Raw genomic sequence first — 14,611 nt, forward strand, 5'->3', positions numbered from 1 at the left:
AGCATATGCGCTCACCAAATGTTCCGGAGTGGTCGGTGACGGACACCGGAGTGACGCGGGGGCGTGGAGGGGCAGAAGGGGACGAAAGAGGCTGCGGGGACGGGTGGGACGCAGCGGTACGAGCGGGGCCGTCCGAGCCGGTCCCATCCGGGCCGGTCTCCGGTCCGATCCGGCCAGGCGTCCGGTCGAAACTCGTGCGGTGTCCGGCTCGATCCCGGTGCGGTCTCCGCTCCGATCGGGTGCGGTCTCCGGCCCGGTCCCGGTCCTGTCCGCCGCACAACGCCCGGGGCCCCTCCTCCGACACGTGCGATACGGAGAGGGGCCCCGGGCCGAGGTGCGCGCGACCAGTGCTGCTAGTGCTGCTCGCGGGGCCCCGGCACGACGCGCTCACCCTCCGGGTGCACGGTGAGCAGCTGGCGCATCGCCGCCTCGGCCCCGCCCCCGTCCCCCGAGGCGAGGGCGTCGACGATACGGGCGTGGTGGGCGACGGAAGCCTCGTTGGGACGTTCGCAGCCCATCGCGGGGCCGCCCGAAACGTGCAGGGCGGCGCTCACGATGCCGGAGAGGTGCTCCAGCATGCGGTTGCCACCGATCTGGATGAGCAGGGAGTGGAACTCGGCATCGGCCCGCGAGAACGTGATGCCGTCCCCCTGTCCGAGCGCGTGCCCCATGATCTCGACCATGTCGACAAGTCGCTGTTGCACGTCCTCGCGGCCGTGCCCGGCGGCGAGCCGCGCGGCGAGCGGCTCGATGCTCCACCGCAGCTCGTTCAGCTCACGGCGCTGATCGTCGCGCTGGGGGCCGTAAGCGCGCCATTCGATGATGTCGGGATCGAGCAGATTCCAGTCACTGACAGGGCGCACCCGGGTCCCCACATTGGGGCGGGCGCTCACCAGGCCCTTGGCCTCCAGGACGCGCAGGGATTCCCGCACGACGGTACGGGACACCTCGAAACGCTGGCCGATCTCCTCGGGGACGAGGGGGCGGTCCGCACCCAGGTCTCCGGAGACGATCATCTGGCCGAGCTGCTGAACGAGTTGGCCGTGCAGGCCGCGGCCTCGGCTGGCACCGCCGCGTCGTGGCACCCGGCCAAGTTCCGGCTCCGCGGCACCCCAGGAAGGAACTCCGATCCTGTCCTGGGCGGCCTCGGCATAGGGGTAGCGGTCGATGTCGCCCGGACCGGCGAGGCCGGAGTCGGCGGAACGGGCGGCGGTCATCATGGTGTGCGCAACGGTACTCACAAAAGCTTTGTCGGCGCTCTCCTCAACGGCCTTGAGTTCTTTGGTGAAAAGCACACGAAAGGGTGATCGCTTACCGTTGACCAATTGACGCTTTATCGGAAATTACCGAGCAACGGTCGGGGAGTTGCGCGCGTTTCCCCTCAGCTTCCCCCCGCACAAGGCATCTTGCGGTACGGTGCGCGCTCGACAGCGGCCACGACGGTTCCGCGCCCCCCAACGCGCCCGGCGCAGACCTGATTTCCGGCCGCCGCAAGATCACGCAACGGAACCTTCCCGAAGGAAAGCCCTGTTCGGGAGGCGCAAGCTACTACTCTCCGTGAGAAGCGCACTCTTGTGCGTACCGCCGAGGCAGCACCGGCGGGTCTCACGCATGAGCGAAGGCGGCAGGGAACTCGTCAGATCTCGGGGCGCAGCATGGGCGGATTCAGCAGGGTGGCGCCCCCTGCCCTGAAAAGCTGCGCCGGCCTGCCGCCCTGCCGGGTCGTGGTGCCTCCTGTGGGCACGAGAAATCCCGGGGTGCCGGTCACCTTGCGGTGAAAATTCCGGGGATCGAGCACCACGCCCCAGACCGCCTCGTAGACCCGTCGGAGTTCGCCGACCGTGAATTCCGCGGGACAGAAAGCAGTGGCGAGCGAGGAATACTCGATCTTCGAGCGGGCGCGCTCGATCCCGTCGGAGAGAATGCGCGCGTGGTCGAAGGCGAGAGGCAGCAGTTGCTCGTCGTCCCGCCCCGCGTCCTCCCCCAGAAGCCGCTCGACCGGCGCCCATCTGGCACCGCTGGCGTCACCGCCCGCCGTGGGCGAGGGAAGGTCGGGGGCGAGCGCGAGGTGGGCCACGCTCACCACTCGCATTCGGGGATCGCGGCCGGGGTCGCCGTAGGTGGCGAGCTGTTCCAGGTGCGCGCCATGCCGTGCCCCGTCGGAGCCGCTCTCGCACTCACCGTCGTGAGCGCACAAGCCGGTCTCCTCCTCCAGCTCCCGCCCCGCCGCAGCCGCCAGATCCTCCCCGGGACGGACAAAACCTCCAGGCAAGGCCCATTGCCCCTGGTACGGGGCCTCCCCGCGGCGGACGAGGAGCGCCCGCAGCCCGTTGTGCCGCACCGTGAGCACGACCAGATCGACGGTGACAGCGAAGGGCGGGAAGTCGGAGGGGTCGTAGGGAGCCATGCGACCGATCATAGTCGTCCACCTGACGATAAACACGTCGTTCGCTGAAGCTCGGAGGCTCTCTGCCCCTTGAGGAGGCCGAGCCCACCAGCAGCCCCCGGTGTCCGGCCCTGGCCGCCTCCCCCGAGGCTCGCATTCACGGGCCGCACGATCTCGGACACACTCCCACCCCCCGCGCTTCCCCTCGCTGCCTGGCTCACCCCGCCCAGACCCCGGGGATACAACCGCCGACTGCCATTGATCTGCGCATTCTTGGCCACCCGAACCGGTCCCGCGTGGCCGCGAACCGCCGCTCCCGAGTCGGCATCGGGAGCGACGGTCCGACGGCCGCGCCCTCACGCCCGCAGTTGCAGACGCTCGGGCGCCTCCTCCACCATCGCGAGCCCCAGCCGGGTGACTCGCGCGGAGAAGCTCTCCCCGGCGACGCCGAGACCGGTCAGTCCCAGCTCACCGAGCGGCGCACCCCGCACTGGGCGCAGCGCGACGGACCCCTCGGGCACATCGGGGCGGATACCCACGAGCCCCGCGACGACGTGCACCCCGGCGGCAGCGGCCACGGCGGCCGGCCGACAGGCGGCGGGGTGCGGCCAGGGCCTGCTCCCCTCCCCCCGCTGCTCACCGGCGAACATCTCCGGCAGCCGGTACTCGAAGTGCTCCGCCGCCGCGAGCAGCCCACGCAGCAGAGCATGGGACTGCTTCTCGTAACCAGCCGCGGCGAGCCCCGTCACGGCGATCGCCGTCTCGTGGACCCGCACCGCGCCGCCCCTGTGCCCGAAGGGGCTGTATCCGTGCTCCTTCGCACCGAGACTCCGCAGTCCCCAGCCGCTGTCCATCACCGGGGTGCCGAGCAGGTGGGCGAGTTGCCCCGTACGCGCCGGGTCGAGCAGCGAGGGAGCCTGTTCTCCCGCCGGGCCCAAACCGGTGTCGAGCAGGTGCGTCACCGCGCTGCCCAGGTGCGGCACCGGGCGCCCCGCGGTGTCGAGCGCGGCGGGCGGGCGGCCACCGCCACGGTCGTCGTACCAGAATTCAGTCCGGAACCGATCGACGAACTCCACTGACCAGCCGTGGAGTTCTTCAGATCCGGGCCGGTTGATCCCGTCCAGGAGTCCCGCTCCGAGGAGGGCGGCACGGTAGGCATGCGCCTGCGTCTCGACGCGTGCCATACCGCCGGTTTCCCGGTCCCGGACGTAGGCGTGGCGCTCTGCCTCGCGCCGCAGCCACCCGAGGCAGGACTCGGCGGCCGGGGCCAGCTCTTCGACGACTGCGGCGTCGAGCCCCCACCTCCACGCCTCGGACAACAGCGCGGGAAAGAGCAGGGTCGCCTCCACGCTCGTGCTTCCCGGCGGCAGATGGGGCCCGGCGTCCCGCAAAGGGCCCGGGATCCGGCCCTGTTCGGGGCCGCGCCCCACCTGAGTACGCGCCAGGGACCGCAAAGTGCCCGCCGCGAGCCGGGTGCCGAGCGGCAGAGCCATGCGGGCGGCGGCCAGGGCCTCGGCGGGAGCGAGTCCGCAGCGCCAGGGAGCCCCTGCGGCGAGGTGCACCTCCCCCGCTTCGCCCGGCTCCCGTACCAGCAGCGCGTTGAGGTCGCCGAGCGAGGCCCGCAGCAGGGCGGCGGCCCGTGGATCGTCTCCGGAGGCTTCGGCGTCGGCGAAGACCGGCGTCCCGCCGCGCGCCACCGGGCGTACGGCACCACGAAGTTCCGGCCGCAGCCGCAACTCGATGGACTGCCTGCCTCCCGCAGGGATCTCCAACTCCCAACGCAACAGGCCCGATGCCGCCACGACATCGGCAGCAGGTGGCTCAGCCGTGAGCGCCACCTTGCCCGCCGGCGACGCCCACTGCAATCCGGCGCCGTGCACGGAGGCCCGCAGAGGCGGGACCCGGCGTCCGGCAGCCACCGCCCCGAGGTCCGCGAGGTCGCAGCCCAGGGTGAGTTCGACCACGAGTCGCAGCGGGCGCACCGACGTGCTCCGTAGGGTGATGCGCTCACTGCCCTCGGCATGCCGCTCGCGCTCCACCAGCAGGTCGGGGTCGGGCCCCGGTCCGCCGAGCCCCCGCAGCACCCCCACGAACCGGGTTCGGTCCGCGCCCACCCCACGTGCCTCCACCGGCAGCGGGTCCCGCCCCGCGACCTGGAGTCGGCACAGCGAGAGCAACCGCTTCCCCGAGTTGTAGAAGCCCTCAAGCCCTTGCCCGGTCAGCTGCCCGTGCTCGGCGGAGATCGCCAGGCCCGGCAGGGCAACGGCGGTCAACGTCCGGTGCGTCGCCGGAGGTTCCGACGGAGGGCGGCCCCCGCTGCCGTGCGGGCCGGGCACCGGCGCCGGCCTCCCCGGTGCGGATCGGTACTCGCGACCACCGGGCCGTGGTGCGGTCAAGGACATCAGATGGCTTCTTCCGCGTGCCGATCGGGAGGAGGGGCGGGGGCGGTCGCAGGGTCCGGACGACCCCGCCACCGAATGAACGCCCGAAGGGGGGTACGGGTCACGGGCTCCGGACCAGTTGCTCCGACATTCCTCCGCCAGTCCGTCATGCCTCCTGCTCCGAACCGCTGGGCTGCCGTCCATGCCCCCTGGTGCCCTCCCCTCCTCGCACGTTTCCCCCTCCCTCACACCTCAGGAAGCCACCGCTATTCCGCGCCGTTCGCAGACCTGTGGTCACCGCCGGGCTGCGCATCGGTCAGCGTTTCCGCCGGACCGGACTCCGCCCGGCCCGCGGGCGCACTGTGGTCGCCCAACTCCGTTCCCGTGAGGGGTGCGTCGTGACCGCCATGCCCCGGACCGGAGCCGGGGGTCTTCTGGCTCGGTCGCTCAGAGTCGGCCCTGGCGCCTTCCGGGCGCTCCCTACCCGAACCGGCCCCCATCGTCTTCTTCCGGCTCTTGCCTCCCGAATCGGGCACAGGCGCTTTTTTGCGGCCCTGATCCATACCGGGACCGGGCCCCTCGGACCCGCCTGCGGCTGTGTCCTGGGCGGAGGCATCCCGGCCGGAGACCTCCGCAGACGGTCCGCCGCTCGTCACGGGGGACTCGATCCGGTCCATGGGCTGCGTGGCTTCCACCTCCCCTCCCTCTTCCAGAGCCCGCAGGGAAGCGTCCGAAGGCTCGGGGTCGGGACACTCTCGCCCGGTCAACGGCGAGCGGTCGACCGCGGCACGGCGATCGCTTGCCCCGGGCATCCCGACTCCCCGTCCCCGCTGGTCCCGTTCCCGCCCCTGCTCCCGCTCCCGCTCCGGCAAGTTCTCCCGCTCCTGCGAGTTGGCCCGTTCCGGCGAGCGCGCACCTTCACATCCCGGAGGCGATACAGCGAGACGTCGCCGGGCCCTCGCGTACGACTCCTTCGCCCCGCCTTCCCTTCGCTTCATGGCCTTGCCTCCGGAACCGCCCGGCGCGACTCCGCCGGGCCGCCCGGCGTCCCGCCGCCGTGTCGCCGGACGCGCAGCGGAGTCCGTACGAGCGGCGGAACCCTTCCGAGCGCCGGAGCCCGTGCGGCGTCGTCCACCGACCGCCCTCCGTTCCGTCGTCTCCCCTCCTCGACCGCCCTCCGGCGTCCCCTCAACGCTCTGAGATGCTCGGGCCTCCCGCTCGCCCGCAGTGGCGGACTCTGTTCCAGTGGCCCTTGCGCTGTCGCATGCCGCCGCCGGCCCAGCGGCGGAACGGCGCGCCGCCGGGCGTCCCGCCCGCCCGCGCAACTGCTGGCGAATCTCGTCCGGTTCGACCCCCTTGTCGAAGGCTTGGTCCAGGAGCGCCGCGAACACGTAGTGAGGATCGACGGCGAGCGCGAGGTGCAGAGCCAGCCGGGCCTCGCTCTCGTCGGCGAGTGCCCAGGCCGTCCAGCCAACGAGCGAGAGGGGCGCTGCCGCGTGTTCCTTGTACGAGCGGACACACCGACGCGCGAGAGCACGCCACAAGCGACGCGCGGCGTCGGGGAAGGCGAGGAAGCTCGCCGCCTCGTCGCGGGCCTCCCGATCCTGGAGACCGATGACGAGCCGCGCGGCTTCCTCGTGCGTGAGCGCTTCGTCGTCCGCGAGGTCGGCTTCGAGCGGGTCCGGGGGGACAGGCGCGGTTGCGAAGCGCGTCAGAACATTGTCGAGCAGCCCGATCGTCCCCCGCCGGATCTTCAGCAGGTTCTCCCGGCTGCTCAGAATCTGCGGGAGGAGGTCGAGGGCGACCAGGTCGAGTACGCGCTCCTGTGCTCGGGCGGCGGCGGTGCACCAGGGCAGCAACCGGCTTTCCAGAACCGCGGCAGGGAGCGGGATCGGCATTCCCTCGTAGACGGAGGTGGCGGCAAGGACCGAACTTCCGGCCGGCAGCAGGGCGGAGCCGGCCGGCTCCTGTTCTTCCAGCGGCGTCACGTAGGACCAGGAGCGCCCGGTGGAAACACACAGCGCTTCGACGACTGGGACGTCGAAGCGGCCGCAGGCAACGCGGATGTCCTGGGCGAGGGGGCGCAGCCGCTCGCGCAGCTCCGCGGCACCGGGCGGCGGTACCGCGCCGGGCCTGGCCTCTTCCGGTTCCTGGAAAAGAAAGGCGACGACACCGTCGGGCAGGGAGCCCCCGCGCCGCTTCCGCAGGACGGCGGCGGCTCCCCCGTCGGGGGCGTCCCCGGCGAAGCTCAGGAGCATCGTGGCCGCCCGCTCGGCGGTCTGCGGCCACTGCGCCGGATCATCGGGAATGCGCACGGCCGTACGCCGACCGAGTCGGCCCCGTGCGCCGTGCAGCGCGAGGAGGACGACGCTGTTGCCGGGCACGTAGCCCAGAAGGTAGGGGAGGGAGTCGGCGAGATCCGCGATGGATTTCAGCGAGATCGCATGTCGCTGCGGAAGCCCTTTCGGCCCTTTTTCAGGAGAATCCGCTTCGGGGAGGAAAGCGGCGGGGGCGACGTTGGAGGCCGCGAAGGGGATGGGTTCATCCCATTGGTGCGAGGGATCGTTTTCCGGTGAGCGCCGCTGAGCGGGGACCCTGGGGTTCTGGGGCGGCGAGGCCGGAGAGTCCCCTCCTGTGCGCTGCGCGGGAATGACAACGTCCGGCTCCGGAGCAGGCGGGTGGCGGACCGGCGACGGACCGGAGAGATCCGTTTCGGCGGCAGGGGCGGGCGGCTGGGGCTGGTCAGGGTCGGAAGGGTGATCCTGAAGGGCGGGGTGGCCCTGCGCCACGGCGGATGAACGGCCCTGCCCCATGTCGGGTGCCTGGTCCTCGGCCGCGTCAGACGACTGGTCCCGGGCGGCGCGGGATGACCGGTCCTGAGCCGCGTCCCTGGGCTCAGGAGGGGACGCGTCCCGCGCGTCAGGGCCGTTCGGCGGCCCGGCGGGCGCACTGGCGGGCGGCCCTTCGAGTGGGGTGGCGGACTGCTCGGTGAGGTCGGTGGTCCGCTCGGTGAAAGGGAGGGCGGACGAGTCGGATGCGTCGTTGCGATGCGTCATGGAGAGCACTGTGCACGCAAAAGCAAAAACTGCGCTCGCCCGCCTGTGGATAACCACTCGTATTGAGTTTTGTCGCACAAATTGTTCGTCTGATTTTCTGAATAACCTTGCGCTCGCTCATCCGATGATCTCCCGATGGGAAAGTTATCCACAGCTCACGGAGTCCTCGTTCGCCTGTTGTCGGTCCCATCAGGTTGCATGGGGGCATGAACGACGAAGACCTCCGCATCACTGCCGACGCAGTACTCGCCCAGCTGGTGGGGGACCCCTCCGGTCGGGCACGGCTGCGCGAGGACCAGTGGCAGGCCATCGAAGCGCTGGTCGTGCACCACCGCAGGGCCCTGGTCGTGCAGCGCACGGGTTGGGGGAAGTCCGCCGTGTACTTCGTGGCCACGGCGCTCATCAGGCGTCGCGGCGGTGGCCCGACCGTCATCGTCTCCCCCTTGCTCGCCCTCATGCGCAACCAGGTGGAGGCCGCCGCTGCGGCGGGCATCAAGGCACGCACGATCAACTCGGCGAACCGCGAGGAGTGGGACGCGGTCCAGGAGGAGATCCGTGCCGGTGAGGTCGATGTGCTCCTCGTGAGCCCGGAACGCCTGAACCATCCCGTGTTCCGCGACGAGGTCCTTCCGAGCCTCACGGCGGCGACGGGCCTGCTCGTGGTCGACGAGGCGCACTGCATCTCCGACTGGGGGCACGATTTCCGCCCGGACTACCGGCGACTGCGCACCATGCTCGCCGAGCTGCCGACAGGGGTGCCGGTGCTGGCCACCACCGCGACAGCGAACGCCCGGGTGACCGCGGACGTGGCGGAACAACTCGGTACCGGCGATGACGGGGACGGTGCTCTCGTCCTGCGCGGACCGCTCGACCGCGAGAGCCTCAGCCTCGGCGTGCTGCGCCTGCCCGACGCCGCCCACCGCCTCGCCTGGCTCGCGGACCACCTCGACGAGTTGCCCGGCTCGGGCATCATCTACACCCTGACCGTCGCCACCGCCGATGAAGTGGCCGCCTACTTGCGCCAGCGCGGCCACGAAGTGACCTCGTACACCGGGCGCACGGAGAACGCCGACCGGCTGGAGGCGGAGCAGGCCCTCCTCGCGAACCGTGTGAAGGCGCTCGTGGCGACGTCCGCTCTGGGCATGGGCTTCGACAAACCGGACCTCGGCTTCGTGGTCCATCTCGGCGCACCCTCCTCCCCCATCGCCTATTACCAGCAAGTGGGCCGCGCGGGGCGCGGGGTCGAACACGCCGAGGTGCTGCTGCTGCCGGGCAAGGAGGACGAGGCCATCTGGAAGTACTTCTCCTCGCTGGCCTTTCCTCCGGAGGAGCAGGTACGACGGACCATCGACGTCCTCGCCGGTTCCTCCCGCCCGATGTCGACCCAGGCTCTCGAACCGCTCGTCGATCTACGGCGTACCAGGCTGGAGGCCATGCTGAAGGTCCTCGACGTCGACGGGGCGGTCCGGAAGGAGAAGGGCGGCTGGACCGCCACAGGGCAGCCCTGGGCGTACGACGCCGAGCGGTACGCCTGGGTGGCCGGCCAGCGGGCGATCGAGCAGCAGGCGATGCGCGACTACGTGACGGGCATCGGGTGCCGGATGGAGTTCCTGCGCCGCGCACTCGACGACGAGGCCGCAGTGCCCTGCGGCCGGTGCGACAACTGCGCGGGCTCGCGTTTCGGCACGGAGGTGTCCCCGGTCGCCCTCACCTCCGCGCACGGCGAGCTGGAGCGCCCCGGGGTCGACGTGGAGCCGCGCCGTATGTGGCCGACCGGTCTGAGTGCCGTCGGCGTGACCCTCAAGGGGCGCATTCCGGCCTCGCAGCGGGCCGAGACCGGACGGGCTCTGGGCAGGCTCTCGGACATCGGCTGGGGCAACCGGCTCCGCCCCCTCCTCGGCCCCGACGCGCCCGACGGGCCGGTGCCCGACGACGTACTCCAGGCGGTGGTGGCGGTGCTCGCCGACTGGGCCAAGGGGCCCGGCGGGTGGGCCTCCGGCGAAAAGGACGCGCTCACGCGGCCTGCCGGGGTGGTCACGCTTCCTTCGCGAACTCACCCCGAATTGGTGGACTCACTGGGCAACCGCGTCGCCCGGATCGGTCAACTGCCCTTCCTCGGCGGATTGGTCCTGCGCGAGGAGGACGAGCCACGGCGCGTCCACCGGGGAAACAGCGCGCAGCGGCTCCTCTCCCTGCGGGGAGCCGTCGCCCTGCCCACCTCGCTCGCCGAGGCGCTGAAGGAGCATCCGGGGCCGGTTCTCCTCGTGGACGACTTCACGGACACCGGCTGGACGATCGCGGTGGCAGCGGGCCTGCTCAAGGACGCGGGCGCTACGGAGGTGCTGCCCCTGGTGCTCGGGGTTCAGGGCTGAGACAACAGGGACGAGCTGCGGAGAAGCGCCCGCCGACAGCCGCCGAGGACTGAATGGCTGGACCACCCACTTACCGCCGGGGCGTACCGCATCGCGGACGGCGGGGAGTTGAGGGGATGGACAGAGGGGAGGGAAATAGGGAATGCATCGTCAGATATCGGCCCGGCTTGACGAATGCTCGTTGCCGCAGCTCTCTTGTCGTACGAGAATTGAAGTCGCTCCCCGTGCGGCGATTCCGGCTCCGGTGCTGCCGTTTGGTGGTGCGCTCTCCCACGTCCCGATTCCGCCCGCAGCGCGGGCGCGTAGCCGAAGGGAGGACCGTGACCTTCGGATTCGCTCCGTCCGCCGCGTCGAGGAAGACGCCACCACCCCCGTCCACAGCCCCCTCGCCCCTGGTGCCAGTGCCGTCCCTGCCCGCGGAACCCACCGGTTCACCACCCCGTGCGGTCGGCCCGCAGGAGTGGTCCGCCGCGAACGTCCCGCTGCTCGGCAATCCGCGCGAGGTCGTGACCGGACTCTACGAACGGCACCGCCCAGCGGCGGGGACCGTGGTGGTGGGGGTCCTCGACCCGGACGAACGTCTGAGAGCGAGCGCGTCCTTTACCCGTCGCGCGGGCGAGTCCGATGGCTGGGTCTTCCGCAACACGCTGCTGGCCCAGTTGCGCCGGGTCATCCCGCACGATCTGCGCCGCAGAACGCCGGTACGCACAGCGGTACTGCTGCACTGCCGCGAGGGCGAGTCCCGGTGGACGGTCGAGGACGGCGCCTGGATGTGGGGGCTGCGCGACGCCTGCACGTTGCACGGCCTGCGCTGTGGAGCGTACGTGACGCTGACCGGCGCGGGCTGGCAGGTTCTCGGCGAAGGGCGTGGTGGCCGCCATCCGCAGCTCGGCTCCCATACCACCCTTTTCGTCCCCCGCGCGGACAAGGTCTCGCCCCTCACGGGACAGTTGGGGCCCCTGCCGGAGCAACGTGCCGGCCGCACAGAGCGTTTCGGAACGGGTACGGAGCGGCCGGAGCAGCGCACCGGACGTGCGGAGTCGCTCACGGAACGGGCCGCTGGACTGCTGTCCCGGCCGATCGACGCGCCGCGGGAGCAGTGGCCGCGTACCGCCGTGCGCTGACCGCGACGCGCCTTCTGTTCGAAGAGCGCTGCACGGGAACGCCTCGCGGCCGACCCACCGGCGACGGTGGCCGGCTCCGCTCCGCCCGGCCGGTGGCGGCCGGGCGGGGGCGGTGTCGGTCAGACGCCCGCGCCCAGCACCGCGTTGACGCGCTGCGAGTCGCCGCAGACGATCAACAGGGTGCTCGCACGCTCGCGGGCGACGGGCAGGACCGTGGCGACGGCGCTGTCCGTACCGCCGTTGAGGGCCACCACCACGACGGGGCGGGAAGCGAGCCGAGCGACGTGCGGGAGGTCAGCGTAGAAGACGTCGTCACCCGCGTCGTGCTGGGCCCAGTAGGCGGCTTCGCCGAAGGACAGCTCGTGGGCTGTCCAGGGGTGCGCCTCGCCTGTGGTCACCACCAGCACCTCACCGGGCGCGCGGCCCGAGTCGAGGAGCAGGTCGACGGCCTCTTCGGCGGCATCGAGCGCGCCGTCGGCGGGGGCCGGGATGAGCTGGATCTGCGTGGCGGCCGGAGCCGGGGGCTTCGGCTGCTGCTCGCGCTGGGCCTGAGCTGCCGGGCGCGGGGGCCCCGGACGACCGGGGCGAGGCGGCGCCGCGGGACGCGGGCCGGGTACGGGGCGGGGGGTCTGGGCGCTGCGGCCTGCGGCCGGAGTCGCGCGGGGACCCTGGGCACTCTCGGGAATCTGAGGCTCCTCGGGACTGAGAGGCATGACATGACTGGTGGGCTGGTCGCCGGGGTCCGTCCCGGCGATGTCGCCCGTACGGGCGGTCGAACGATCAGAAGTCGAAACCGAGCTGTCCTTCGATCGCCGCAGGGCTCCCGTCCGTCCCGGCGCGCACCTTCTTCAGATGCCGCCATTGGGGCATCGCGTCGAGGTACGACCAGGAAAGCCGGTGGTACGGGGTCGGACCCCGTTCCGCCAGGGCCGTCTTGTGCGCCGGCGAAGGGTATCCGGCGTTGGCGGCGAAGGCGAAGTCTTCGTGCTGAGCCCCGAGTTCGGCCATCAGGCGGTCACGGGCGACCTTGGCGAGCACGGACGCCGCGGCGACCGACACGCAGGACTGGTCCCCCTTGATCACCGTGCGGACGTTCCACGGTGCTCCGAGGTAGTCGTGGTTGCCGTCGAGAATCACCCAGTCGGGACGAACCGGGAGTCCGTCGAGGGCCCTGCCGGCGGCGAGCCGCAGGGCGGCCGTCATGCCGAGCTCGTCGATCTCCTCCGGCGAGGCGTGACCGAGGGAGTGAGCGGTGACCCACCGCTCCAGCTCCACGACGAGAGCGACACGTCGTTTGGGAGTGAGGAGTTTGGAGTCGGTCAGCCCCTCGGGGGGTCGCCGCAGCCCGGTGACGGCGGCGCAGACCGAGACGGGCCCGGCCCAGGCCCCGCGTCCCACTTCGTCGATACCTGCCACGACCTTGGCTCCGGTCGTGGCGCGGAGCGAGCGCTCAACGCTGTGGGTGGGTGCTTCGTACGGCATAGCGGATGACAGCGTACGCGCCCTTCATCCGGTACGACACCCCGGCTCCCCTCCGCTGCCGTAATGAGACCTACCGGAGACCTGGACCTGGTGGGAGAGGCCGGTCGGCGGGTGTCTCGCAGGCGAGTTCGGCCCAGGCGGGGAGGGGTTCGGTCTGCTCGCGCCAGGCGGGCGGCGGGGCGCCCGCGGGGCTCGCCGCGACGATTCCGCCGACGATGGCACAGGTCGTGTCGATGTCCCCTCCCGCACGGGCGGTCGTCCAGAACGCGCGCTCGAAATCGCCGACTGCACGGGCGGCGGACCAGATGGTGAAGGGCACGGTGTCCTGCGCCGTCGTGCGGCGTCCGCAGCCGAGGACAGCGGCGACGGTGGTGACGTCGTCGTAGTCGAGCATCGAGGCGGCCCGGCGCAGTCCGACTTCGACGGCGCTGCGCGGTACGAGTGCGAGGACGGCGTCGAGCAGCGCGGCGGGCTCCGGCGGGGTGGCGCCCGCGGCAGCGACGAGGGCCGCCGTCACGGAGACGGCCACTGCTCCGGCGATGCCCTCGGGGTGCTGGTGCGTGGGGCGCGCCGAGAGGACGGCCTGACGTGCGGCTTCCGCGGGGTCGTCGGCGTACCAGGCTCCGAGCGGAGCGACGCGCATGGCAGCGCCGTTGCCCCAGGAGCCCTGGCCGTGGAAGAGGGCGGTGGAGAGTTCCCGCCAGTCGCCTCCTTCGCGTACCAGGCGCAGCAGCCGGTTGGCTCCCGGGCCGTAGCCGCGGTCGAAATCGTGGTGGCGAGCGAAGGAGTGGGCGAGAACGTCCTCCTCGATCCTTCCTTCGGTGGCCAGGACCGTCACGACCGAACTGGCCATCTCTGTGTCGTCGGTCCACTGCCAGGGACCCGGAGGCAGCTCTCCGGCGGTCAGGCGCGAGCGATTTCCGGGGACGAAGAACTGCGAGCCGAGTGCGTCGCCGATCCGGAGGCCGCCGAGGCTGGCGCGGGCGCGGGCGAGACGCGCGGGGGTGGACGAGAAGTCGGGGGAAGAGGTCTGTTCTGCGGTCATGGCCGCATCACTCTATCCAGCGATGCCCCGTACGCCGAGGGAGAAGAAACGATTCCCCCCCATGCGTCCGACATACCGCGAGAATCAGCTGGTCACACCGTACGGCTCCGGCTCGCGCCATTTCTCGAAGGGACGGTCGAGGTGATAGCGACCGTCCGGGCCGAGTTCGAGACAGCGGGTCTCACCGTTGTCCGGATTGGAAAGCGACTCGAATTCGGCCACCGTCCAGTGGAACCAGCGCATGCAGAAGAGCCGCATGGTCAGCCCGTGCGTGACGAGGAGGACGTTCGGCGGGTGGTCCGGGGCTTCGAAGCTGCGGAAAAGGCTCTCCAGGAAGGCGCCCACGCGGTCGTACACGTCGGCGCCGGATTCGCCCTGCGCGAAGCGGTAGAAGAAATGCCCGTAGGCGTCGCGGTACGCCTTCTGCAAGCGCACGTCGTCGCGGTCCTGCCAGTTCCCCCAGTCCTGCTCCCGCAGCCTCGGCTCCTCGCGGACCCGGACGTGTTCGGGGTCCAGGTGGAAGAGCCGCAGGGTCTCGTGGGTTCTGCGGTACGGGGAGACGTAGACGCTGACGCGTTCGTCGCCGAAGAGTGTCCGCAGCCTGTCCCCGGCGGCGAGGGCCTGGGCGCGCCCGGCGGCGGTCAGGCACAGGGCGTGGTCGGGCTCGCGCTCGTACACACTGTCGTCAGCGTTGCCGTCGGACTCACCGTGCCGGACCAGAACGATGCGTCGTGGTCGTGCCATGCCCTCCAGCCTAGGACGCGC

10 protein-coding genes are annotated in these 14,611 nt (G+C 71.5%); 2 read left to right on the plus strand and 8 right to left on the minus strand.

Translation table 11 applies throughout. The features are described from left to right. Positions 1-353: 353 nt before the first annotated feature. From STTU_RS07325 to STTU_RS07340, 4 genes are all read right to left on the minus strand, one after another. The gene (locus STTU_RS07325) at positions 354-1,241 is read right to left on the minus strand and encodes a FadR/GntR family transcriptional regulator (RefSeq protein ID WP_086021175.1); all 888 of its coding nucleotides are present in this window, start codon (positions 1,239-1,241) and stop codon (positions 354-356) included. Between the two features lie 395 nt (positions 1,242-1,636). Then, a complete protein-coding gene (locus STTU_RS07330) occupies positions 1,637-2,407 on the minus strand; it encodes an NUDIX hydrolase (RefSeq protein WP_043257180.1) in 771 nt (256 codons plus the stop codon). Positions 2,408-2,742: 335 nt separating this feature from the next. Next, on the minus strand, positions 2,743-4,659 hold the full coding sequence (locus STTU_RS07335) for a glycogen debranching N-terminal domain-containing protein (RefSeq protein ID WP_007821328.1): 1,917 nt from the start codon (positions 4,657-4,659) through the stop codon (positions 2,743-2,745). Positions 4,660-5,033: 374 nt separating this feature from the next. After that, positions 5,034-7,823, minus strand: coding sequence for a DUF4192 domain-containing protein (locus tag STTU_RS07340; protein WP_234019187.1), 2,790 nt, complete (start codon positions 7,821-7,823; stop codon positions 5,034-5,036). A 206-nt stretch (positions 7,824-8,029) separates the two neighbouring features. Here STTU_RS07340 and STTU_RS07345 point away from each other — a divergent pair, with 206 nt between their 5' ends. After that, on the plus strand, positions 8,030-10,195 hold the full coding sequence (locus STTU_RS07345) for a RecQ family ATP-dependent DNA helicase (RefSeq protein ID WP_007821330.1): 2,166 nt from the start codon (positions 8,030-8,032) through the stop codon (positions 10,193-10,195). Between the two features lie 395 nt (positions 10,196-10,590). Beyond that, the gene (locus STTU_RS07350; protein WP_052862334.1) at positions 10,591-11,319 is read left to right on the plus strand and encodes a hypothetical protein; all 729 of its coding nucleotides are present in this window, start codon (positions 10,591-10,593) and stop codon (positions 11,317-11,319) included. A gap of 119 nt (positions 11,320-11,438) precedes the next feature. On the opposite strand, the gene STTU_RS07355 is transcribed toward STTU_RS07350, so the two are convergent. The 4 genes from STTU_RS07355 to STTU_RS07370 all read right to left on the minus strand — a co-directional run bounded on the left by STTU_RS07355 (position 11,439) and on the right by STTU_RS07370 (position 14,590). Further along, on the minus strand, positions 11,439-12,032 hold the full coding sequence (locus STTU_RS07355) for a hypothetical protein (RefSeq protein WP_043254469.1): 594 nt from the start codon (positions 12,030-12,032) through the stop codon (positions 11,439-11,441). A gap of 67 nt (positions 12,033-12,099) precedes the next feature. Then, positions 12,100-12,801, minus strand: coding sequence for a ribonuclease HII (locus STTU_RS07360; protein ID WP_043254471.1), 702 nt, complete (start codon positions 12,799-12,801; stop codon positions 12,100-12,102). Positions 12,802-12,871: 70 nt separating this feature from the next. Next, positions 12,872-13,846 (minus strand): ADP-ribosylglycohydrolase family protein, encoded by a 975-nt coding sequence (locus tag STTU_RS07365; protein WP_043254473.1) that lies wholly within the window; start codon positions 13,844-13,846, stop codon positions 12,872-12,874. Positions 13,847-13,930: 84 nt separating this feature from the next. Beyond that, positions 13,931-14,590, minus strand: coding sequence for a histidine phosphatase family protein (locus STTU_RS07370; protein ID WP_009069043.1), 660 nt, complete (start codon positions 14,588-14,590; stop codon positions 13,931-13,933). Positions 14,591-14,611: the final 21 nt, after the last annotated feature.

Origin of the sequence: Streptomyces sp. Tu6071 (genome assembly GCF_000213055.1) — a bacterium.
Classification (GTDB): Bacteria; Actinomycetota; Actinomycetes; order Streptomycetales; family Streptomycetaceae; genus Streptomyces; species Streptomyces evansiae.